The sequence below is a fragment of the Actinomyces provencensis genome, from assembly GCF_900155435.1.
Taxonomy (GTDB): domain Bacteria; phylum Actinomycetota; class Actinomycetes; order Actinomycetales; family Actinomycetaceae; genus Pauljensenia; species Pauljensenia provencensis.
The window spans coordinates 527,231-548,691 of sequence record NZ_LT700212.1 but is presented as its reverse complement, the minus strand read 5'-3'; the positions used below and the strand labels follow the sequence as shown (position 1 = coordinate 548,691).

Sequence of the window (21,461 nt, the reverse complement as noted above, 5' to 3'; positions counted from 1 at the left end):
ACACTACAGCACGCATCTCCGGGAGTCAGCGGTGAGCGCCCGGGAGGACGGACGTGCGGAGCTCGCCAGGGGAGGCGCCCTCAGTCTGGCGGGGTCGGCCTTCAGTGCCCTCATGGGCTTCCTGCTCACCGTCGTGGTCTCCCGGACCCTCGGGAGCAGCGGGGCGGGCGTGGTGCTCCAGGCCACGGGTGTCTTCTCGATGGTGATGGCTGTCGCGAAGCTCGGCCTCGACTCCACCGCCATCTACCTCCTCCCGCGTCTGCGCATCGATGCCCCCGGGCGCATCCGTCCCTCCCTGCTCTTCATGGCGCTGCTGGCGCTGGTGGCGGGCACCCTGCTCGGGTTGGTGGTGGCGGTCGGCGCCCCACTGCTCTGGTCGGGAACGGACGGCGAGGTCGCGGCCGCGGTGCGCACGGTCGCGGTCTTCATCCCGGCTGCGGCGCTCACGCTGGTGGCGACCTCTGCCCTGCGCACCCTGGGAGGGGTGCGCGAGTACGTCCTCGTCAACAATGTCGCACTGCCCGGGCTGCGCCCGCCCCTGGCCGCCGTCGCGGCAGTGGCGACGGGCTCGGCAGTGGTGGTGGCCCTGTCGTGGGCCCTGCCGTGGGTGCTCGGACTCCTGGTGTGCGTCGTCCTCCTGACGCGTCGGGTCTCCACGGTCGTCCCGGGCGGGGGCGATCGCGGCCTGGCCCGGGCCGACGAGAGACGGCGCATCGTCTCCTTCGCGGTGCCCCGGACACTGTCTGCCGGTCTGGAACAGGCACTGACCTGGATCGACGTGGTCATCGTCGGATGGATCGCCGGAGCGGGGGCCGCGGGGATCTACGGGGGGGCGAGCAGGTTCGTCCAGGCCGGGCTCCTCGTGGATGCCGCACTGCGTGTGGTCGTGTCACCACGCTTCTCGCAGCTCCTCCACACCGGGCAGTCTGAGCGCCTCCGCGACCTCCACACGACGGCGACCGTCTGGCTGGTCTTCTTCGCCACGCCCCTGCTCGTGGTCCTGGGTTCCTTCGCCCCGGTCGTGCTCCGACTCCTGGGGCCGGAGTTCGTCAGCGGGTGGCCCGTGCTCGCGATCCTGTGTGCGGGGGCGGCGGTCACCTTCCTGGCGGGCAATGTGCACTCCCTCCTCCTCATGGGTGGTCGGAGCGGGTGGGCGGCGGTGAACAAGGCCGTCGTCCTCACCCTCAACGTCGGGGGGAACCTCCTCCTGCTCCCCCGGTACGGCATCCTCGCGGCGGCCGTGGTGTGGGCGGTGTGCATGCTCGTGGACGCCGCCCTCGCCCTGGTCCAGGTGCGCGTGATCCTCGGGGTGCGCCCCCGCCTGGGTGCGGCCCTGGGCGTCCTGGGCATCGTGCTGGTCGCGGTCGGGGTGCCCTGCGGGGTCTCGCTGGGACTCCTGGGTCAGACGACCACCGGCCTGGTGGTCGCGACGCTCGCGGCTGCCGTGGTGCTCATGGTGGTCATGCGTGTCTTCCGACGCGCGCTGAGGTTGGACGGCCTCGCGGAGGTCCTGCGTCGTCGCAGGTGAGACCGGTCCTTGCGCGGGCGCAAGGGACGTTCGGCCCATCTCTGTTGACGAGTTGCGTGTTCCCTGTCACACTTCATTCAAACTTTCAATGGTCCAAATCTTGAAATAGATCACTACCTGTGACGGAGACACGACGATGCGGCGTCCTCATTCGGTACTCGGTGTCCTGGTGGCGGCTTTCGCCGTGGCCCTCACGGGAGTGCTCCTCCCGGCTTCCCCTGCCCGGTCGGTGACCGTGCGCGACGGTCTCAGTGAGGCGACGGCAGCGGCCTCCTGCTGGGAGATCAAGCAGGCGGATCCCTCCAGTGCGGACGGCGCCTACTGGTTGCTCACCCCCACGATGGATGCACCCGGCCGGTTCTTCTGCGACCAGACGACCGACGGGGGCGGATGGGTCCTCATCGGTCGCGGCAGGGAGACCTGGGACCGCTACCCGCAGGGGCTGGGCACCGCCAGCGACCTGTTGACCAGGAACCGCACACCCTCCGCCTTCCCCGCCGTCCAGTTGTCGGTGCCGACCATCGACGGACTGATCGGTGGGGGGAACGTGCGCGACCTGGAGGACGGTTTCCGTGTCGTGCGTGCCCGGAACGCCCAGGGGACCCAGTGGCAGCGCTTCGACGTCCGTCCCTCGAAGATGACGGGGTGGACCTGGGCACTGGGGGCGGCGTACCCGGTCGCGGCCTACAGGATCGACAACGGGACGTGGCGAACCGGGGGCAACCTCTCGTCCAGCTTCGGCGCGGACACCTCCTGGAACCGCATGGACACGACGATGACCTCCGGGAGGTCCTACCGCATCGGCTTCGGGTACGGTTCCTCCGCTGCGGGAGGGAGCACGGACTCCTCCTCCTTCCTCTGGTCGAACACCGGCCAGGGGCCCCTCCCCTTCGCCGAGGTCTACCTCCGCCCGAAGCTGTCCTCCGACGACCCGGCCTTCACGGGCATCCCGGACACCGGCACGGAGCAGAAGGCCCAGCGTGCGGTCGTGTCGAGCTTCGCATCGGCGACCTCGTGGGGACTGGGGGGCAACCTCAACGGGCGCACCGCGGAGGGAAACTCACAGGCCCAGGCATTCGCGCAGATCGGGGGTGTCGTCTACGTCGGCGGCAACTTCACGAACGTGCGTCGGGGTGCGCAGGCCAGTGGCTCGGACGTCATCCAGCAGGGAGCCCTCGCGGCCTTCAACGCCACCACGGGCGAGCCCGTGACGAGTTTCAGGCCCGCCTTCAACGACCAGGTGAAGGCTCTCCTCGCACTCCCCGACGGGACCTTGCTGGCCGGGGGTGACTTCACGAGCGCCAACGGGCAACCCCGCTCCGGGACCGTTCGGCTCGACGCCACCACCGGGCAGACCATCCAGTCCTGGGATCTCCAGATCGAGAACCGCATCTCCAACGGTGTGGTCCGTGTCCACAGCCTGGCGCTCACCCAGGGACACGTGTACCTGGGCGGTGCCTTCACCCATCTGAACGGCAAGGGTGTCACCAGCGTCTACGCCCGTGCAGCGGGCCGGGTCGCCCTGGACGGTACGCCTGACCGCTCGTGGAACCCGGAGTTCAACGGAACGGTCGTCGACGTCGACACGAGCGCGGACGGGGCGCGCTTCTACGCGGCCGGCTACTTCACGAAGTCCGTCCAGAACGATGCCATGAAGGCGACCGCGCTGACGACGCAGGCCGGAGCGGGGCTCTACGCCCCCTGGCTCTTCGTCGGGAGTGCGGGCGAGCGCTCGAACTACCAGCAGGCGATCGCGGACTCCGGGGAGCTCGTCTTCGTCGGCGGGTCCGAGCACTCCATGTTCGGCTTCGACAGGAACAGCTTCCAGCGAGTCTCCGGCTCCATCACCATGGGGATCGGCGGCGACCTCCAGGCCATCGCGACCAATGGCGACGTCGCCTACGGCGGCTGCCACTGCGGGGAGTACGTCTACCAGGACGCCTACACCTGGTCCAACGTGGGATCCGGGTGGAGTGAGGTCGACAAGATCCAGTGGATCGGCGCGTGGGACGCCCGCACCGGGAAGCAGCTGGAGGAGTTCACGGCCTTCCGCCTGGAGTCACCGGGCGCGGGTGCGTGGTCCCTGTTCCTCGCCCAGGACGGTGCCCTGTGGGCGGGAGGGGACTTCACGGGTTCCCGCACAGCCGCCACGAGGACCCAGTGGAACGGCGGCTGGGTACGTTTCCCGGCCCGCGACACGACTCCTCCGTCCACGCCCACGAACCTGCGCACCACCGCCTCGGGGAGCAGCGAGGTGACGCTGGCGTGGGGAGGCAGCGAGGGCGCGACGACGTACCAGGTGCTGCGTGACGACCGCACCGTGGCGACGACCACCTCCACGACGGTGACGGTCCCGCGCGGGGGGGACGGACGCTTCTTCGTCCGGGCCGTCGACGCGGAGGGCAACCGGTCCGCCTCCACCGCCGTCCACGTGCCACCCGATCCGGGTGACGTCGACCCCTCCAACCCCGTCCTCATCGAACGGGACTCGACCTGGTCGTATTCCTACGCCCAGGCGACCCCGGGAGCAGGGTGGACGGGCACAGGCTTCGACTCCTCCTCCTGGGACAGCGGTACGGCACCGATCGGCTACGGCGCGACAGGCCTGGGGACGGTACTGGCACCTCCCGCCGAGCGGCCCATCACGACCTACTTCCGTCACGGCTTCACCATCACCGATCCCTCGCAGGTGGACCACCTCACCCTCAGGTTCATCGCCGATGACGGAGTGGTCGTGCACGTCAACGGGCAGGAGGTCGGTCGCGCCCGGATGTCGCCCGGGGCCGTGGACTCGGAGACACGGGCGAATGCCGCGGTGTCGACGACCGCAGCCAACGCTGCTCCGGTCGAGGTCCAGGTCCCGGCCTCCGTGCTCGTCGCGGGTGAGAACGTCGTGGCCGCGGAGACACACCTCAACTACCGCACGACTCCGAACATGTCCTTCTGGGCGAGCCTGGAGTCGGTCCCGGCGGGACCGGGCTCCGGTGGCGACCCCGACCCGGGCGGTGACCCCGACCCGGGTGGCGACCCGGACCCCGGTGGCGACCCCGATCCGGGTGGCGACCCGGACCCCGGTGGCGACCCGGAGCCGGGCGAACCCCTCGAGGTCGTCGCCCCCGGCGACGAGTGGTCCTACCGCAACGACACCGCGGCACCGGACGTGTCCTGGAAGGACTCCGCGGACGTGGCCTCGTGGCTGACGGGCCCGGCGCCGCTGGGGTGGGGGCACGCGGGGGTCGTGACCTCACTCGACAAGCCGGCGGCGGAGCGTTCACAGACGATCTACTTCGTCCGCGACGTCGACCTCGGGGACATCTCGGACACCTCGCGGCTGAGCATCACCACACGGGCGGACGACGGGGTGATCGTCCACGTCAACGGCCAGGAAGTGGCCCGCACCCGGATCTCCGAGGGCACCGTCTCCCACACGACCTGGGCCAATGCCGCCGTCAACACGGCGACGGCCATCGCCACCCCCGTGGAGGTCGAGGTCCCGGGCAGCGTGCTCCGTGACGGTGTCAACCGCATCGCCGTGGAGACCCATCTGAACTACCGAGCCACGCCCAGTGTCACCTTCGACCTCGGCGCGATCCTTGAGAGGTGAGGAACCATGTCAGTGAACACGTCGGGGCCGGTGTCGGCACCCGGTGCGCACGGGGACGGACGTGACGAGGACGGGATCCTCGTCCGGTTCGCCCGGGAGATGTCCCATCCGGGTGTGGTGGTGACCTGGCTGAACCACTGGTCGATCCAGCACGCGGACTGGGAGGCCATGGGTCACATGCACCTGGTCGGGGTCGACGGCACCCTCCTGCAACTGGTGCTCCGACGCCACGGGCACATCGTGGGCCGCACGTCCGCGGACCTGGTGCTCCCGGTGCTCCTCTCGCGGGTGCTCCCGCCCCGGGCACGTGTGGTCCTGCTCGGCGCGGCTCCAGGTGTCGCCCGACAGGCAGCAGAGAGGCTCGCCCCCCGGGAGGTCCTGGCCCTGGACGGCTTCGAGGAGCTCTCCTCGGTGAGGGAGGATCCCTCGGTCCTGGTCGACTTCGACCCCGCCCTGGTCGTCGTGGGGCTGGGAGCCGGACTGCAGGAGGAGGTCGCAGCCGAGGTGCATGCGGTCCTGCCCCGTGCGACGGTGTGCACCGCCGGGGGATGGATCGACCAGTTCGCCCGCTCCGAGCAGTACTTCCCCGACTGGATCCACAGCCTGCGCCTCGGGTGGGCCTGGCGGATCGCCCATGAACCACGGCGCCTCCTGGGCCGCTACACCACCGACGCACTCGCGCTGGTGGGACGCACACGTGGTCTGGTCCAGCGTAAGGTGGCGCTGGGCGGGACATTCACGGAGCTGGGGTTCGACCGACGCGCCGCCCTCGCGGGTGGCGCCACATGACGTCCTGACCCGCCCGTCAGGACAGGCACCGCCTCCGGGTCTCCCGAAGGCGGTGCCGTGTGTGCGGTGCGAGCAGTCCCCCCGCAACCGGGGTGCCAGTGCTGCTCCCGCCGGGCCCGGGCACCCGTGGATCCCGTGCACCCGCCCGCACGCACGCCGTCCCCGGCCGGGAGAGGCCGGGGACGGGGGCTGTCGCTCAGTACGCTCCGTCCTTGGAGACGACGGCACGGAAGGTGCGCAGCAGGATCAGGAGGTCACGGCTCATCGTCCAGTTCTCCACGTAGTAGAGGTCGAGGCGCACGGTGTCCTCCCAGGAGAGGTTCGACCGTCCGCTCGTCTGCCAGAGACCCGTGATCCCCGGCCGGACGTGGAACCTGCGGTGGACCATGTCCTCGTACCCGGCGACCTCGCGGAGCAGCGGCGGCCGGGGACCCACGAGGCTCATGTGGCCCAACCAGACGTTGAAGAGCTGCGGGAGTTCGTCGAGGCTGAAGCGCCGCAGCACGTGTCCCGGGCGTGTGATCCGGGGGTCGTCACGCATCTTGAACATGACGGTGTTGCCGGCGTCCCGGGCCTGTTCCCGCTGCAGGGCGGCGAGGACGGCCTCCGCGTCGGGAACCATGGTGCGGAACTTGAACATCGGGAAGCGCCGGCCGTTGAGCCCCACCCGCTCCTGCCGGAAGACGACGGGTCCGCCGTCGCCGGACTTCACCACGACGGCAATCGCGATCCACACGGGGATGAGCAGGAGGATCCCCACGCTGGAGGCCAGGATGTCGAAGGTGCGCTTCAACGCGTACTTCGCCCCCGAGAAGGCGGGCGTGGCCACGTGGATCAGGGCGAGGTCGTCACCTGCGCTCAGCGCCATCCGTTCCCCACTCACTCCGCTGAGGGGTGGCACCACCACCAGGCGCATCCCGTGTGCGTCCAGGTCCCAGCGCAGGTCCCGCAACCATCCGGCGTCCACGCCGGCCTGTGTCATGGGGACGAGGAGGGTGTCGGCGTCGAGCTCGCGCATCGCGCGGATCACCGATGTGGTGTCGGAGGTCGACAGCGGGGACGGCCCGGAGTCGGGGCCGGCGGGCGCCGCGAGGGTGCCGACGAGGGCGAGACCGAGCTCGGGATGACGACGGATCTGCGTCCCGAGGAGCTCCGCCTGTGCACCTCCTGACAGGGTGACGGCCCTGCGGACCAGGTGCCCCGTGGCGCGCGCCCGTACCAGCACGCCATGGCAGACGACGCGACCCAGGAGGATCAACGCGAGGCCGACGGGAGGGACGACCAGGAAGATTCCGCGGTCCAGGGGGATGCGGAGGAGCAGGCTGATCATCGCGAGAGTGCCCAGGAAGAGGGCCGTCGCCCGTGCCGCGGTGTCGGCCTGGCGGGCCAGGGGACCCAGTGCCGCTTCCCCGTAGGTGCGCAGGAACAGCAGACTGAGGAGCCACAGGGCGATGATCCCCACCGACAAGAGCCCCTCCCCGGGAGGAGGCACGACGTCGATCGAGTGGGAGGCGTCGAAGCCGATGGCACCGACTGGAATGAGGTGTCCGATCCCGACCGCAGCCATGATTGCTGCGAGGTCGGCGAGTGAGACGAGAAGTATGAAGCGCGGCGTGGTCGGTCGCACGAGGTGACGCATGGTGGCGGGCAGTGAGCTCACTCGCTGGGCGCGCAGGATAGATGACATCCATGTCTCCGTCTCTATGCTGGTGTGTGACACATCCCGTGGATGTTTCATGATTTGCAACAAGGTTTGAAGTATACCCTGCCACGGTTTTCCGCGACACGCCCACGGATGCGGTGAACTGGGCGATTCTGCATGACCTCGTTGACATGCTGGCAGGGTGGCGGGCGGTGTCCAGCACGGGCTCGGGGTCCGATTTTGGGCGCAGGTCCCCGCCCTCATCCCCTGCACCCCAGCCCGCCCGAGGTGCGGGACACCCGGGACGGGGGAGTCCCGGCTGCGCTACTGTGACGGTGTCGTGACTGGCGAACAGGTGGGTGACCACCGGGGAGCGATCGATCGGATGCTGGGGCCGCCCGCCTGGGCCCCAGGATCAGCAGGGTGCCACTCCCTGCCGAACCTGATCTGGAGAACCCATGAGTGATTCCCTCAATGACCTGTCCCTGGCCGAGCTCGACCCGGAGATCCAGGCCGTCCTCGACAACGAGCTCGACCGCCAGCGCAACACGCTGGAGATGATCGCCTCGGAGAACTTCGTCCCCCGGGCCGTCCTGGAGGCGCAGGGCTCCGTCCTGACGAACAAGTACGCCGAGGGTTACCCCGGGCGTCGCTACTACGGTGGCTGCGAGTTCGTCGACGTCGCCGAGTCCCTGGCGATCGAGCGCGCCAAGGCCGTCTTCGGTGCCGACTACGTCAACGTTCAGCCCCACTCGGGCGCACAGGCCAACGCCGCGACGCTGATGGCACTGGCCGATGTCGGTGACACCGTGCTGGGCCTGTCCCTGGCACACGGGGGCCACCTCACCCACGGCATGCGGATCAACTTCTCCGGCAAGAACTACCACGCCACCGCCTACGGGGTGGACCGCGAGACCCAGCGCATCGAACCCGAGCAGGTCCGCGAGGTCGCGCTGCGCGAGCGCCCCAAGGTCCTCATCGCCGGATGGTCCGCCTACCCCCGCCACCTCGACTTCCAGGCCTTCCGCGACATCGCCGACGAGGTCGGGGCCGCGCTGTGGGTCGACATGGCCCATTTCGCCGGGCTCGTCGCCGCGGGACTGCACCCCAGCCCCCTGCCCTACGCCGATGTCGTGACCACCACCGTCCACAAGACCCTGGGTGGCCCGCGCTCCGGGATGATCCTCTCCACCCGCGGTGAGCAGTGGGGCAAGAAGCTCAACTCAGCGGTCTTCCCCGGCCAGCAGGGCGGGCCGCTCATGCACGTCGTGGCCGCCAAGGCGATCGCCATGAAGGTCGCCCAGACCCCCGAGTTCCGTGACCGTCAGGTCCGCACCCTCGAAGGTGCCCAGGCGCTGGCCGACCGTCTCGGCGCGCCCGACGCCGCAGCAGCCGGCATCAAGCTGGTCACCGGGGGGACCGACGTCCACCTGGTGCTCGTCGACCTCGTCGACTCCGCCCTGGACGGCAAGCAGGCCGAGGACCTCCTCCATGAGGTCGGCATCACCGTCAACCGCAACGCCGTCCCCTTCGACCCCCGCCCGCCGGCCGTCACCTCCGGACTGCGCATCGGTACCCCCGCGCTGGCCACCCGCGGCTTCGACGCCCAGGACTTCGGGGAGGTCGCCGACATCATCGCCACGGCCCTGGTCCAGGGTGCGACCGGGGCGAGCGTCGACGTCGACGGGTTGCGCGCCCGCGTGCGCACCCTCACCGACGCCCACCCGCTCTACGCCGGACTCCAACAGTGAGGGCTCCCTGGGAGGGGCCCGCGCGCGTCCTGGACGGGAAGGCGACGGCGGCCGCCATCAAGGACGAGCTGCGCGAACGGGTGGGGGCGCTCCGTGCCCGGGGCGTCGTCCCCGGTCTCGGCACCGTCCTGGTGGGTGAGGACCCCGGGTCCGTGACGTACGTGGCGGGCAAGCACCGTGACTGCGCGGAGGTCGGCATCGAGTCCATCCGGGTGGACCTGCCCGCGACGGCCACCCAGGCCGACGTCGAGGCCGCGGTCGACCGCCTCAACGCGGACCCCGCCTGCACCGGGTACATCGTCCAGCTGCCGCTGCCACGCGGCATCGACACGAACGCGGTGCTCGAGCGCATTGATCCCGCCAAGGACGCCGACGGTCTGCACCCGATGAACCTCGGGCGCCTGGTCCTGCGGGGCTCCGGTCCGATCGACTCGCCCCTGCCCTGCACGCCGCGCGCGGTCATCGAGCTCATCACGCGTCACGGCATCGACCTGGCCGGGGCCGATGTGTGCGTGGTGGGACGCGGGGTGACGGTGGGTCGTTCCATCGGCCTGCTTCTCACCCGCAAGGAGGTCAATGCGACCGTGACCCTGTGCCACACGGGCACCCGCGACCTGGCCGACAAGGCCCGCCGCGCGGATGTCGTCGTCGCCGCCACCGGTGCCGCGGGCCTGGTGACGCCCGACATGGTGCGTCCGGGTGCCGTGGTGCTGGACGTGGGCGTCTCACGCGTCGTCGACGAGGGCGGGCGTGCCCGTCTGCACGGCGACGTCGCCGACGGGGTCGACGGGGTCGCCTCCTGGCTGTCCCCGAACCCTGGGGGAGTGGGTCCCATGACCCGCGCCCTGCTCCTGATGAATGTCGTGGAGGCCGCCGAGCGGCTGGTCTGAGTCATGGGGGTGTGCCGGGTCCGGACGGACCCGGCACACCCTCCCTCGGTTTCGGGACACCGTTCCCGGCCCCGTCCCGGGTCCACCCCGGCGTCCTGTCGACGTAGTGGGGTCTCGACGTCCGGACAGGTCGGATCCGGGTCGTTCCGGGTACCGAGACCCCACGTCGTTGCCGTGGGGGTGGGAAGCCGGGCGATCCAGTTCCCGACGGACACAGTTGCCGACGGACGCAGGGCCTGACGGGACCGGGCCCGGGGCCATCAGTGTCCGCGATGATGCGCGCGCTGGCGCAGCTTGCGTGCCTCCCGACGGTGTTCCCCCTTCTCGTTCCGGGACTCCCGCTTGTCCCGGCGATGTCGGGCGCCCCGCTCGGACAGGGACTGTTTGAGGGACTCCCGTGCCGCTGTGGCGGGCCCTGCGCGGCGCGCCTTGCGCGCGGCCTCCCGGGCCCCACGTTTGGGGTTGGCAGCGGGGGTCGTCCGGACCCGGGAACCTGCCGCTGCAGGAGCAGCGGCCCTCGCGGCGTCGATGAGTTCTCCACCGGGGGCCAGGAACCAGGCGTGGAGCTCGGGATCGGTGGGGACGGCGCCGAACACGTGGCGCGCTGCGCGCACGGTGCCGCCCTCGTGGATCTCGAGGACACCGACGCACAGGCTGCCGTCGTGGAACAGTGTGAATGTGGTGGACATGCTGGGTCTCCTTCAGGCACGGATTCATGCCTGACGACCTCAGGACTCCACCTCGGTGGTGGTGACGGGAGCGCCGCGGTCCGGGGAGATGGGCTCCTCCTCGCGGTCGCACCGCCCGGACTTCCGGCCGGGCCGTGCGTTCGGGGCGTCAGCGCACACATGTTACGCCTGACCGGGAGCCGTGCGCGGGAGTCCGGTCCCACAGGGCCCTCGGACTTCCCGGGGAGCCCGGGCGGTCCGGCTCCGGACAGGTCCTGTTGCGATCCCGGACCCGTCCCGGGGCCGGGCACCGGCGTCAGTGCCGCAGCACCTCGTGGTCGCGGTGCGCGGGGCTGTCGAGCTGGAAGGTCGAGTGCCCGACCTCGACGGGGAAGTGGCTGGCGACGCACTCCTGGAGGGCGTGGACGATGTCGCGGCGACGTGCGCCCGTGGTCCCGTCCGGCACCGTGACGTGCGCGGTCAGCTGGACCACTCCGGTGGCGATGGTGGAGGCGTGGAGGTCGTGGACGTCCTCGACGTCGGGGACCCGGAGCATGTGGGCGCGGACCTCGGCGAGGTCGAGTGCGTCGGGTGTCTCCTCCATGAGGATCCTCACCGAGCGCCGGAGCAGGAGGACTGCGCGCGGCGCCATGACGGCGGCGATGAGCAGGGAGGCAACGGCGTCCGCGCGCTCCCAGCCGGTCCCGAGTGTGACCAGGGCCGCCACGATGACGGCCACCGAACCGAGGGCGTCGGTGCTGACCTCCAGGAAGGCCGCCCGCATGTTGAGCGACTCGCCCCTGCCGCCCGAGAGGATCAGCAGGGAGATGACATTGGCGACCAGGCCGATGGCACCGACCACCAGCATCGGGCCAGCATCCACCGGTGTCGGCTCGAGGAGGCGCTGAATGCCCTCCCAGGCGATGAAGAGGCAGATGATGGCGAGCATCCCGGCCTGGAGGGCGGCGGCGACCACCTCGGAGCGCGCCCAACCCCAGGTGTGGCGGTCGTCGCGTGGGCGCGTCATCAGGTGGGCGGCGACGAGGGCGACCACGAGTCCCGAGGAGTCCACGAACATGTGACCCGCGTCCGCCGCCAGTGCCAGGGATCCCGTGAGCACCGCACCGACGAACTCGGCGACCAGGACGGTGACGGTGACCCCCAGTGCCCAGGCGAGTCGCGACCGTGAGGTGGAGGCGTGGGAATGGGAATGGTCGTGACCGGACCGGTGGTGGTCGTGGACGCTCGTGCCAGCGGTGCCAGCAGCGGCACCGTCGGGAGTGGCCGTGGCCCCGGCGGAGCTTGCCCCCGCATCGGCGTGACCCACGTCGTCCTGCGAGATCCCGGAGTCCGGGGCGGCCGCTGTCGGAGTGGGGGCCCCGTCATCCTCCGCGGGCAGGTCACCGCAGCAGCTGTCGGGGTGGGCCGCCTGCTCACCGGTGGTCATGAGACTCCTTCCCAATACCCTGCGGGGGTATCGTGTCCGGTCCACGATAGCCCGGCCTCCCGCCCTCGTCGACCCCCCGCGGACCCCGCGCGGTGCCACGACGGGGACGTGCGCGCCGGTTCCATCGCCCACCTGCGGGCGCCCCCGGGCACAATGGGGGCATGACGACGATCTCCACGGTGAACCTGAACGGGATCCGGGCTGCCGCACGGCGGGGCCTGGGCGAATGGCTCGAGCGCGAGGACCCCGATGTCCTCCTCATGCAGGAGGTGCGTGCCGACGAGGGCACGACGCGGGCGCTCCTCGGCGACGCCTGGGACGTGGCTGTCGTGCCCTCGCGGATCAAGGGCCGCGCCGGGGTGGCCGTGGCGGTGCGCCGGGACGCCGGGGAGGTCGCGGACGTGCGCAGCGGCATCTCGACGTGGCGCGGTCAGCTCGACGACGCCGAGGTGGACTCCGACTCGGGTCGCTGGTTGGAGGCCGACCTCGACCTCGACACGCCCTTGACCGTGGTCTCCGCCTACTTCCACTCCGGCGAGGTCGGCACCCCGCGCCAAAACGCGAAGATGGCCCACCTGCCGCGCATCGGGACCCGCATGGCCCAGCTGCTCGCGGACGCCGAGGAGCCCGGCGGGCGCCAGGCCCTGGTGGCAGGGGACTTCAACGTCGTGCGCTCGCGGGCCGACATCAAGAACTGGACGCCCAACCACAACAAGCGTGCGGGTGTCCTCGACGAGGAGATCGCCTACCTGCAGTCCTGGGTGGGGGAGGGGTGGCACGACGTCACCCGCGACCTCGCCGGTGAGGTGCAGGGCCCCTACACCTGGTGGTCGTGGCGGGGGAAGGCCTTCGACAACGACGCGGGCTGGCGCATCGACTACCAGTACGCCACACCGGAGCTGGCGCGCCGGGCCACGGGGTTCCGCATCGACCGCGCGGGCAGCTACGACGCCCGTTTCTCCGACCATGCGCCGCTGAGCATCGACTACGACCTCTGAGGGCCCCCGCCGACGGCGCCGGGACCCGTGCTCTCGGTGGCGCCGGTGGCGTCCTCGGCGGTGCCGTTCCACCCGGCCTCCGCCCCCACCCGCTCCAGCCAGTCCCGGACGAGGGCGGCCACGAGCTCCGGACGCTCGATCTGCGCGTTGTGACCGGCCGTGTCGAGGACGGCGAAGGTGGCGTGAGGGTAGTGGTCGAGCAGGGCGAACTGGTCGAGATACCCCACGCTCGCGTCCTGCCGACCGGTGATGATGAGGGTCGGGACCTCGAGTGCCGGACCGTCCTCGGGGGACGCGGGCAGCTCGTAGGCGGCGGCGATGCGCGCCTGCGCGTCGGGGTCTCCACCCGCCAGTCCGGGTGCGATGTCGCGGAGGAAACGGGCGTGGGTGGGCTGGTCGCGGACGACGGCCAGCTCACCGAAGGCCTCAGCCGCTGCAGGCTCGGCATTGCGCAGTCCGTCCCAGAAGACGTCGTCGCTGCGGCGCACCTCGTGGCGGGGGATGTGGCGGTCCCGGGCGAGGACCTCCGTTCCGATGGGGCACACGAGGGCGAGCCCGAGGACCTGTCCCGCCCTGCGCCGGGCCAGTGCCCGGGCGATGTAGCCCCCGAAGGACTCACCGACCAGGGCGAAGGGTGTCTCTCCGATGACGTCCTCGACGTAGGTGTCCACGGCGTCCAGCACGTCCTGGGAGGATGAGCTCCCCACCCCCGGACTGGCCCCCATGCCAGGCAGGTCCGGGTAGAGACGGAGCAGGTCGACGTGGTGCGGGAGCACAGTCTCCAGGAAGCCGGACATGAGCCGGTGGTCGACACCGGCGCCGTGGAGGGCGAGCAGGGGACGGCCCTGGCCGTGGCGTTCGTCGTGGAGTCCCGGACGTGTAGTCATGCGCGGGACCCTACCCCTGCCGTCCCGGGTCCGGCCCCTTCCCCGCGTCGCGTCCCCGCAACCGGAGCGTCACCGTTCCGTGGCGGACTGCGTCCTGACCGGGGGCAGCGGCTCCGGTTGGACCTCGCCGGTGATCGCATTGTGCGGCCAGTCCAGTGTCCGGGGTGCGCTGAGCGTCACGTAGTTGGGCCGCTCGTGGTAGTGGACGGAGCGTGGGTCGGACACTGCCACCGGAGTGGGCGGGTTCGCCATCCAGGCGCTGCTGAGCAGGATCACACGCACCTGGAGGTTGATCCACAGGACGAGGGTGATCAGGGAAGTGGCCGTGGTGAGCAGGGGCCCCGACACGGATCCCACGGCGGAGGTGCCCAGGTAGCGCAGGACCTCCGAGGCGACGACGAACAGCGCGGCCCCGCTCACCAGGTCCCCCCGGACCACCCTGATGCCCGACACGACGCGGACCACCAGGACGATCACACCGGCGTTGACGAGCATCGACACCACGTAGGTGGCACCCATCAGCAGGACCTCGCCGATCCCCGGGCGCAGGCCGAGGGTCCGGAAGGTCCAGTCGCCGAAGACGTTGACCGCGATCCCCAGACCGGCCCCCGCCACGAGCGAGAACGCCAGGCCGAGGGCGCCCGCGACATTGCGTGCCGTGGCCACGACGATGTTCTCCGGCACTGCGACCAGACCGAACATGGCGCGGATCGAGGTGCCCAACGAGCCGACCGCCGAGATCGCCGACCAGGCCATGACCAGGAAGGCGACCACGGAGGTCACCGACCACACCCCGGACGTGGTCAACGACTCGGGATCCACCAGCCCGGAGCTCTCGGGTGTCGTCAGGAGTCCCGGGAAGACCGTGTTGACGGCGTCGACCACTGCGGACCGCATCTGGGCGTCCGAACCGAGCAGGGACATGAAGACCGTCCACCCGACGGTGAGCGCTGCGGTGAGGGAGAGCAGGACGGTCAGGGCCATCCCCGAACAGAGGAGACCACCGTTGCGTGCACCGTAGCGTGCCAGCATCCGCGCGGGCCGGGTGCGCTTCCACCACAGTGCCAGGGCCTGGATCCTGGGGAGCATGCCCGGCACGGAGAGGGACTGCCGCAGGCCGGGGACGTCGACCGGTGCCAGGACGGGGTGCGCCGTCGGTGCGGGTCCGGTCCCCGTGGGATCCGAGGGTGTGCGAGCCATTTCCCCAACATAGCGCGAGGGCGCGGAACCGGCCCGTCGCAGGCGCGGGCAGCGGTCAGGACACCTCGAAGTCGAAGAGGGCCATCGAGGAGTACATGCCCGTGGGATCCAAGCGGTCCAGCCTGAAACCCTGGACCATCCAGGAGGCCTCGAACCCGGCGGCGACGTCCAGGGCCAGGTCCATGGCGGGGTCCTCCACGTCCTGGGCGAGGGTGACGTGCGGGTGGTACGGGAAGCGCAGAGGTTGGTCGAGGGGACCTGTCCGGATGTCGTCGGCCAGCATGCGGCACTGGTCGTCGCCCTCGTCGACCCGCAGGAAGGCGACCTGGGAGGCCGGGCGGAAGGAGCCCACCCCCCGCAGGGTGATGCGGAAGGGCTGGTGCCGTTGGGCCACGGAGCGGAGGTGACGGATCACCTCCGTGCGGCGTGAGCTCGGGACGGGGATCGGGGGGAGCAGGGTGACGTGGGCGGGGACGAGGGAACCCTGGAGGTCGCCCAGTCCCAGGCGCAACTCGGTCAGTTGGGTGACCCAGGGTTCGGGGATCGCGATGACCACCCCCAGCCAGTCCTGGCCGGGAGACCGCTGGGGAAGGAACATGGGCCACCTGTGGGACGTCGGACGGGGACGGCCCCCTGCGGGAGCTCCCTCACGCCCGCGGGAACCCCCCAATAGTAGTGGCCCGGAGGGGTGGGCGGAGACGCAGGAGCAGTCGGCGTCCCGGAGTCGGCGCCCGGCCCGTGCGTGGCGGCGGCCGCGTTGACGGTGCGCGTGCGGTCCCGGATGTGCGCCGGTCGTTCGGCGTTTCGCCGAGGTCGTCTGCTCTAGGATTGTGGAGGCTCCGCACCGATGCAGGGACGGGGCTGCGCATCACGCATCAGTGGACCGGGGACGCACAGGCGCGCCGTACTGGTGTCCGGTGCCAAGGGGGTAGGTCCCCGTGGCAATCGACGAACGACAGAAGGACGTGTGATGACAGTGGCAGCCGAGTACCGCGACGCCTGGAGTGCCGAGTTCGGCACCGACCGCGTGGGTTCCCTCATGCGCGAGATCCTGGGTGAGGAGCCCGACGGTGTCTGGAGCGCACCCGGTCGGGCGAACCTCATCGGGGAGCACACCGACTACAACGGTGGCCTCGCCCTGCCCATCGCCCTGCCCCACCGGGCCTTCGCGGCGTTGCGCGTGCGTCCGGACCGTGTGCTGCGCCTGACCTCGGGCCAGGAGCGCGACGTCGTGGAGATCGACCTCGACCACCCCCGCCCCGCCGACGGGCCCGAGCGCATCCACGGCTGGACCTCCTACGTGGCGGGTGTGCTGTGGGCGCTGGAGTCGCGCGGGTACGGGCCCCTGCCCGGACTCGACGTGGTCGTGGACTCCGCGGTGCCCCTGGGCTCCGGGCTGTCCTCCTCCGCGGCGTTGGAGTGCTGCGTGGCCGTCGGGTTCGACGAGGTCGCCCACCTCGGGCTGGGTGGGGACGAGGAGGGGCGCATCGTCCTCCAGGGCGCGGCCATCGAGGCGGAGAACCGCTACGCGGGCGCCAACACCGGGGGGATGGACCAGGCGGCCTCCCTGCGGGCACGCGCCGGGCACGCCCTGCTCCTGGACTGCCGGACACAGGGGATCCGGCAGATCCCCTTCGACCTGGCGGCATCGGGACTGGAACTGCTCGTCGTCAACACGCGGGCCAAGCACTCCAACAATGACGGTCAGTACGCCCAGCGCAGGGCGGACTGCGAGGAGGCTGCGCGGATCCTCGGGGTGGACATGTTGGTCGAGGTGGCACCCCAGGACCTCGACGCAGCGCTCGCACGCCTCCCCGAGGAGAGGCTGCGCGAGCGTGTGCGCCATGTGGTCACGGAGATCGACCGCACGCGGCGCACAGCGGATCTCCTGGAGGGTCAGGAGCTCTCACGAGAGGTCTTCGAGCAGGTCGGACACCTGTTCAACGCCTCCCACAACTCCCTGCGTGACGACTACGAGGTGACCTGCCCCGAGCTGGACGTGGTGGTGGACACCGCCCGTGGGCTCGGTGCCCTCGGCGCACGCATGACCGGGGGCGGTTTCGGAGGATCCGCGATCGCCCTGGTGGACGCGGAGCGCGTCGGGGAGCTCGCGGACGGCATCGCCGCAGCGTTCGACGACCACGGGTTCCGCTCCCCGGAGTTCCTGGTGGCACTGCCCTCGGACCCGGCCCACCGCGCCTGACCCTCCCCCCCCTGGCGAAGTCCGCTCAGTTCTGACCTCGAAGTCCGCTCTGTTCTCCCACTGAGGTCCGCTCTGTTCTGACCTCGAAGTCCGCTCTGGTTGGGGCTCGAGGTCCGCCCTCGTTGCCGCGCGCAGTGTGCGTCGCACTCCCCACCCCGGGCGTGCCGGGTGCCTTGCGTCCACGGGGGCGACGCGGGCAGGTCCGCCTCTCGCCTGCACACTCCGGTCCAACCGCCGCGCTACGATCGGCGCGGCGATGGATCCCGCCTGGGCGTGAGCCCGAACCGCCCGGAACGGCTGATGGTTCCTGTCCGCGCAGGAGTGGTGGGCAGGTCGCGCCCACCGGGAAGGAGTCCGGGATGGTTCCGCATGAGGTTCCACAGCCCAGTGTCGAGCGCATGGTGCCCTTCGGGGGGCGTCCCCTGGTCGTCGGCATCGTCCCCGGCCAGGAACCCCTGGTCCTGGCCACCGCAGCATCGCTGGCGCAGTCCCTGGGGGGCGCACCACTCCAGCTCGCCTACTCGGACGTGACCAGGTATGTCGTCGAGGAGTTCGAGGACGGCTCGGTCCGTCACGCCCCGATGAGTCCCGACGCCATGGACGGGGACTGGACGGGGCTTCGCGACGAGTTGGAGCTGCAGGCCGGGCGCGTCCTGCAGGACCTGAAGCTCCCCTGGACCTTCCACTACCTCGCCGGTCGACCCGACCGTGCCCTCACCCACCTCGCCCGGGCAGTGGATGCCTGTCTCATCGTGGTCGGCGCGCGACGCAAGGGGGTGGGCGCCCAACTGCGTGAGATCGTCACGGGTTCGGTCGGCACACACCTGGCGCACCACCAGCACCGACCCGTCCTGACGGTCCCGCTCGACGTCGTGGACTGGAAGGACCTGGACGCACCGTGGAAGTGATGAGAGCTGAGGGCGGGCACCGCAGGTCCGGTACCGCGCCCTGGGCCGCCCTCGTGGCCGTGGGCGGTGCCCTGGGAACCCTGCTGCGAGCGGCACTCGAGGCAACCCATCCCGCTGCCCCGGGCGGCTTCCCGTGGACGACGTTCCTCATCAACGTGGTCGGGGCGTTCCTCCTGGGGGCCCTGCAGGAGTCCCTCGCCCTGTCGGGCCCCGATGGCGGGTGGCGCAAAGCGGTGAGGATCGGCGTCGGGACGGGCGTCATCGGAGGTTTCACCACCTACTCGACCTTCATCCTCGAGGGCGACCGCCTCCTCACCGGGCCGGGGACGGACACTGCGACGGGCATCGTCTACGTGCTGGGCAGCGTGGTCGCAGGTCTGCTCTCCGCGCTCCTCGGCGTCCACGCGGCGGGTGTCGCGATGAGGTCGCGAGGTGGCGCACGCTCGGCTCCCGCCCGGCGACCGACACAGGAACGGGAGGGGAGGCTTCCATGAGCCCTGCCATGTGGGTCGGGGTCGCCGTCATGGGCGGCCTGGGCGCATGCCTGCGCTTCCTCGTCGACTCCTGGGTCACCGCCAGGAACGCGTCCACGATTCCCCTGGGCACCGTGGTCGTCAACATCAGTGCCTGTTTCCTCATCGGCCTGCTCACCGGTGTCTCCACGCATGTCCCCGCGGTGGCCCAGCTGGCTCCGCTGCTGGGGACGGGGTTCCTCGGCGGCTACTCGACGTTCAGCACGGCCAGTGTGGAGGGTGCCCGCCTGATCCGCTCCGGGCGGTTGGTGGCGGGATGTGTCCACGCGGGTGGCATGCTGCTCCTCAGCCTGGCTGCCGGCCTGCTGGGGATCGTCCTGGGGGGTCTCTGATCCCGGCGCAGCCACGGTGCCGGGTCCACAGCGCCTCTTCACTCCTCTCTGCGGGCTCGGTCGCCTCGGACACCGAGGACCGGGTCACCTGCCCGTGCTCCGGAGGCGTGACGGCTGTGGGGCCCGCCCCCGACCGGGGCACCCGTGCCGCCGACGGTCCGGGTCACGGTGGTGGCGGACGATGACGGTCCCTGTGCGGCGCGTGCCCCCCCGGAGCGCCGACCTGCCCACGGGAGGTCATCGGACTCCGCGACGGTGATCCCACAGCCGAGAACGGCAGGTGGGTCATCCGCGCTGTGCAGATCGACGAGGGCGGGTCCCCCACCTGCCCGGGCCACACGTCGACGTCTCCGACCGCGGGGTCCACGCCGCCGTGGACCCCGACACCCGGGAGCGGGAAAGCGGACTTCGAGGGTGGAACAGAGCGGACTTCGTGGGCAGAACAGAGCGGACTTCGCCGATGGGGGGAGGGATGGTGATCACCGACCTGTGGGGTCGGGGACGTCGCATCCGGCGCGCCCGGGGCACTACTGTGGTCAGGTCCGCAGACAGGCACAGGAGGGAAGCATGGGTGTGAGGAAGCAGGCCCTCGGGGTTGCTGGAGGAGCAGGGCTGTTCACCGGCGGCGTCGCGATCGGGCGGTTGCTGCGTCTGGACAACCAGCGCGGAGACTACCGGCGCGCCTGGGAGGACCATGACCTGGCGACACTGGCCTGGCTCGACGAGCTCACGGCTGCGGATACCCCCCAGGACGAGCGTCCCTACACGATCGTCTCCCTCGGTGACTCCGCCACCCAGGGCATCGGAGCCTCACGGGTCCAGGAGAGCTATGTCGCCCGTCTGGCCTCGGCCGTCCAGGAGACCCTCGGTCGCGAGGTCGCCCTGCTGAACCTGTCCATGTCCGGGGCCACCACGGAGTCCGTGGTGCTCACCCAGCTCCCCCAGCTGCTCGGTCTGGACCTGCCCGGTCGCGGCATCGTCCCCGACCTGTTCACCCTCAACATCGGCGGCAACGACGTGATGGTCGCCGACATGTCGGAGGAGGCCTTCACCGAGCACGTGGAGGAGATCACCGCTGCCCTGCCCGCGGGCTCGCTGGTGGGCAACATCTCCTCCTTCGGCATCCTGCGCACCGAGACCCGTGCCGCCGACATGTCACGGATCCTGGGTGAGGTCGCCGCAGCCCACGGGCACCACGTCGTGGACCTGCGCGCGCTGAGCCAGGAGTTCTCCGTCGCCAAGTACACCTTCGGGTACCACGCGGCCGACCTGTTCCACCCCAACTCCGCCGCCTACTCCGATTGGGCCCAACGTTTCGCGGACCAGTGGACCGAGGCCAACGGACTGCCCCCGGTGCTCGTCTCCGAGGCCCCCGAGTGGCAGATGCGCTCGATCAGGGTGGGACAATCGGGGTCATGACCTCTGAGCACGGACCCTGGCTGGTCGTCGGCCTGGGCAACCCCGGGCCGGAGTACGCCCACACCCGCCACAACGTCGGCCACCTGACCGTCGACGTGCTCGCGGCACGCAGCTCCGCCCGCCTCACCGCACACCGCACCGGGACGCACGTGGCCGAGGTGCGTCTGGGCACCCTGCCCGGCGGCGCGCCCGGGCCGCGCGTGGTCCTGGCCACGTCGGACTCCTACATGAACACCTCCGGTGGGCCGGTCGGCCGCCTCGCCCGCTTCCTCGGTATCGGTGCCGACCACCTCCTGGTCCTCCACGACGACCTGGACCTGCCCGCCCACGAACTGCGCCTCAAGAGGGGCGGTGGGGAGGCCGGGCACAACGGCCTGAAGTCCGTCTCGCAGGTGTTGGGCACACGCGACTACTCCCGCCTGCGCATCGGCATCGGACGCCCACCGGGCCACCAGGACCCCGCCGCCTACGTCCTGGCCCCCATCACCCTGCGGGAGCGCCCCGAGTGGGACGTCACCTTCGAGCTCGCCGCCGACGTGGTCGAGGACGTGGTGCTGCGCGGCTTCACCGAGGCCCAGCAGACCCTCCACTCCCACCACGCGGAGTGATCCGCCGCCCCGGTCCCACCGGGCCCACACCCGGCCCCACCGGGCCCGCACCCA

The 21,461-nt window shown here is 70.9% G+C and carries 18 protein-coding genes and 2 riboswitches; of the genes, 12 read left to right on the top strand and 6 right to left on the bottom strand.

Features of this window, described 5'->3' with window-relative positions; genetic code table 11:
- Window positions 1–31 precede the first annotated feature (31 nt).
- From BQ9890_RS02360 to BQ9890_RS02350, 3 genes are all read left to right on the top strand, one after another.
- Window positions 32–1,528, top strand: a complete 1,497-nt coding sequence (locus BQ9890_RS02360) for an oligosaccharide flippase family protein (RefSeq protein ID WP_230297782.1) — start codon at window positions 32–34, stop codon at window positions 1,526–1,528.
- Between the two features lie 136 nt (window positions 1,529–1,664).
- Window positions 1,665–5,132: a fibrinogen-like YCDxxxxGGGW domain-containing protein gene (locus BQ9890_RS02355; RefSeq protein WP_075889057.1), complete on the top strand. Its 3,468-nt coding sequence runs from the start codon at window positions 1,665–1,667 to the stop codon at window positions 5,130–5,132.
- A gap of 6 nt (window positions 5,133–5,138) precedes the next feature.
- Window positions 5,139–5,921: a WecB/TagA/CpsF family glycosyltransferase gene (locus tag BQ9890_RS02350; protein ID WP_075889055.1), complete on the top strand. Its 783-nt coding sequence runs from the start codon at window positions 5,139–5,141 to the stop codon at window positions 5,919–5,921.
- A 196-nt stretch (window positions 5,922–6,117) separates the two neighbouring features.
- Here the strand turns inward: BQ9890_RS02350 and BQ9890_RS02345 are convergent, their stop codons facing one another.
- Entirely contained in the window at window positions 6,118–7,581 is a 1,464-nt protein-coding gene (locus BQ9890_RS02345; protein ID WP_075889053.1) for a sugar transferase, read from the bottom strand.
- Window positions 7,582–7,893: 312 nt separating this feature from the next.
- Window positions 7,894–7,978: riboswitch (ZMP/ZTP riboswitch) on the top strand.
- A 43-nt stretch (window positions 7,979–8,021) separates the two neighbouring features.
- Here BQ9890_RS02345 and glyA point away from each other — a divergent pair.
- On the top strand, window positions 8,022–9,314 hold the full coding sequence (gene glyA / locus BQ9890_RS02340) for a serine hydroxymethyltransferase (RefSeq protein ID WP_075889051.1): 1,293 nt from the start codon (window positions 8,022–8,024) through the stop codon (window positions 9,312–9,314).
- The gene (locus tag BQ9890_RS02335; RefSeq protein ID WP_075889049.1) at window positions 9,311–10,204 is read left to right on the top strand and encodes a bifunctional methylenetetrahydrofolate dehydrogenase/methenyltetrahydrofolate cyclohydrolase; all 894 of its coding nucleotides are present in this window, start codon (window positions 9,311–9,313) and stop codon (window positions 10,202–10,204) included. Before glyA ends, BQ9890_RS02335 begins: the two co-directional genes overlap by 4 nt.
- Window positions 10,205–10,464: 260 nt before the next feature.
- Here BQ9890_RS02335 and BQ9890_RS02330 read toward each other — a convergent pair whose 3' ends face one another.
- Window positions 10,465–10,893 (bottom strand): DUF2992 family protein, encoded by a 429-nt coding sequence (locus BQ9890_RS02330; RefSeq protein WP_075889047.1) that lies wholly within the window; start codon window positions 10,891–10,893, stop codon window positions 10,465–10,467.
- 295 nt (window positions 10,894–11,188) lie between these two features.
- The gene (locus BQ9890_RS02325) at window positions 11,189–12,319 is read right to left on the bottom strand and encodes a cation diffusion facilitator family transporter (RefSeq protein WP_078062178.1); all 1,131 of its coding nucleotides are present in this window, start codon (window positions 12,317–12,319) and stop codon (window positions 11,189–11,191) included.
- Between the two features lie 161 nt (window positions 12,320–12,480).
- Here BQ9890_RS02325 and BQ9890_RS02320 point away from each other — a divergent pair, with 161 nt between their 5' ends.
- Window positions 12,481–13,317 (top strand): exodeoxyribonuclease III, encoded by an 837-nt coding sequence (locus tag BQ9890_RS02320; RefSeq protein ID WP_075889045.1) that lies wholly within the window; start codon window positions 12,481–12,483, stop codon window positions 13,315–13,317.
- Here the strand turns inward: BQ9890_RS02320 and BQ9890_RS02315 are convergent.
- The 3 genes from BQ9890_RS02315 to BQ9890_RS02305 form a co-directional block, all read right to left on the bottom strand.
- Window positions 13,305–14,204 carry an alpha/beta fold hydrolase gene (locus BQ9890_RS02315; RefSeq protein WP_075889043.1) on the bottom strand — a complete coding sequence of 300 codons (900 nt, stop codon included), beginning with the start codon at window positions 14,202–14,204 and terminating at the stop codon, window positions 13,305–13,307. The two genes, BQ9890_RS02320 and BQ9890_RS02315, sit on opposite strands and share 13 nt — an antisense overlap.
- A 69-nt stretch (window positions 14,205–14,273) precedes the next feature.
- Window positions 14,274–15,404 carry a YihY/virulence factor BrkB family protein gene (locus tag BQ9890_RS02310; RefSeq protein ID WP_075889041.1) on the bottom strand — a complete coding sequence of 377 codons (1,131 nt, stop codon included), beginning with the start codon at window positions 15,402–15,404 and terminating at the stop codon, window positions 14,274–14,276.
- 55 nt (window positions 15,405–15,459) lie between these two features.
- On the bottom strand, window positions 15,460–16,002 hold the full coding sequence (locus BQ9890_RS02305; protein ID WP_075889038.1) for a 2'-5' RNA ligase family protein: 543 nt from the start codon (window positions 16,000–16,002) through the stop codon (window positions 15,460–15,462).
- A 372-nt stretch (window positions 16,003–16,374) separates the two neighbouring features.
- Here BQ9890_RS02305 and galK point away from each other — a divergent pair, with 372 nt between their 5' ends.
- From galK to pth, 6 genes are all read left to right on the top strand, one after another.
- The gene (gene galK / locus BQ9890_RS02300) at window positions 16,375–17,607 is read left to right on the top strand and encodes a galactokinase (protein ID WP_075889036.1); all 1,233 of its coding nucleotides are present in this window, start codon (window positions 16,375–16,377) and stop codon (window positions 17,605–17,607) included.
- A 243-nt stretch (window positions 17,608–17,850) separates the two neighbouring features.
- Window positions 17,851–17,924: riboswitch (Fluoride riboswitch) on the top strand.
- 42 nt (window positions 17,925–17,966) lie between these two features.
- Window positions 17,967–18,515: a universal stress protein gene (locus BQ9890_RS02295; protein WP_075889034.1), complete on the top strand. Its 549-nt coding sequence runs from the start codon at window positions 17,967–17,969 to the stop codon at window positions 18,513–18,515.
- The gene (locus tag BQ9890_RS02290; protein WP_075889032.1) at window positions 18,515–19,009 is read left to right on the top strand and encodes a fluoride efflux transporter FluC; all 495 of its coding nucleotides are present in this window, start codon (window positions 18,515–18,517) and stop codon (window positions 19,007–19,009) included. Before BQ9890_RS02295 ends, BQ9890_RS02290 begins: the two co-directional genes overlap by 1 nt.
- Entirely contained in the window at window positions 19,006–19,380 is a 375-nt protein-coding gene (locus BQ9890_RS02285; protein ID WP_075889030.1) for a fluoride efflux transporter FluC, read from the top strand. The genes BQ9890_RS02290 and BQ9890_RS02285 overlap by 4 nt, the downstream gene beginning before the upstream one ends.
- Before the next feature lie 567 nt (window positions 19,381–19,947).
- A complete protein-coding gene (locus BQ9890_RS02280; RefSeq protein ID WP_075889028.1) occupies window positions 19,948–20,799 on the top strand; it encodes an SGNH/GDSL hydrolase family protein in 852 nt (283 codons plus the stop codon).
- A complete protein-coding gene (gene pth / locus BQ9890_RS02275; protein ID WP_075889026.1) occupies window positions 20,796–21,407 on the top strand; it encodes an aminoacyl-tRNA hydrolase in 612 nt (203 codons plus the stop codon). The genes BQ9890_RS02280 and pth overlap by 4 nt, the downstream gene beginning before the upstream one ends.
- Window positions 21,408–21,461 lie beyond the last annotated feature (54 nt).

Excerpts from the sequence above, each read along its gene's own strand:
- BQ9890_RS02355 (WP_075889057.1), top strand. The coding sequence starts at position 1,665 with ATGCGGCGTCCTCATTCGGTACTCGGTGTCCTGGTGGCGGCTTTCGCC.
- BQ9890_RS02350 (WP_075889055.1), top strand. The coding sequence starts at position 5,139 with ATGTCAGTGAACACGTCGGGGCCGGTGTCGGCACCCGGTGCGCACGGG.
- glyA (WP_075889051.1), top strand. The coding sequence starts at position 8,022 with ATGAGTGATTCCCTCAATGACCTGTCCCTGGCCGAGCTCGACCCGGAG.
- BQ9890_RS02330 (WP_075889047.1), bottom strand. The coding sequence starts at position 10,893 with ATGTCCACCACATTCACACTGTTCCACGACGGCAGCCTGTGCGTCGGT.
- BQ9890_RS02325 (WP_078062178.1), bottom strand. The coding sequence starts at position 12,319 with ATGACCACCGGTGAGCAGGCGGCCCACCCCGACAGCTGCTGCGGTGAC.
- BQ9890_RS02320 (WP_075889045.1), top strand. The coding sequence starts at position 12,481 with ATGACGACGATCTCCACGGTGAACCTGAACGGGATCCGGGCTGCCGCA.
- BQ9890_RS02315 (WP_075889043.1), bottom strand. The coding sequence starts at position 14,204 with ATGACTACACGTCCGGGACTCCACGACGAACGCCACGGCCAGGGCCGT.
- BQ9890_RS02310 (WP_075889041.1), bottom strand. The coding sequence starts at position 15,404 with ATGGCTCGCACACCCTCGGATCCCACGGGGACCGGACCCGCACCGACG.
- BQ9890_RS02305 (WP_075889038.1), bottom strand. The coding sequence starts at position 16,002 with ATGTTCCTTCCCCAGCGGTCTCCCGGCCAGGACTGGCTGGGGGTGGTC.
- galK (WP_075889036.1), top strand. The coding sequence starts at position 16,375 with ATGACAGTGGCAGCCGAGTACCGCGACGCCTGGAGTGCCGAGTTCGGC.
- BQ9890_RS02295 (WP_075889034.1), top strand. The coding sequence starts at position 17,967 with ATGGTTCCGCATGAGGTTCCACAGCCCAGTGTCGAGCGCATGGTGCCC.
- BQ9890_RS02290 (WP_075889032.1), top strand. The coding sequence starts at position 18,515 with ATGAGAGCTGAGGGCGGGCACCGCAGGTCCGGTACCGCGCCCTGGGCC.
- BQ9890_RS02285 (WP_075889030.1), top strand. The coding sequence starts at position 19,006 with ATGAGCCCTGCCATGTGGGTCGGGGTCGCCGTCATGGGCGGCCTGGGC.
- BQ9890_RS02280 (WP_075889028.1), top strand. The coding sequence starts at position 19,948 with ATGGGTGTGAGGAAGCAGGCCCTCGGGGTTGCTGGAGGAGCAGGGCTG.
- pth (WP_075889026.1), top strand. The coding sequence starts at position 20,796 with ATGACCTCTGAGCACGGACCCTGGCTGGTCGTCGGCCTGGGCAACCCC.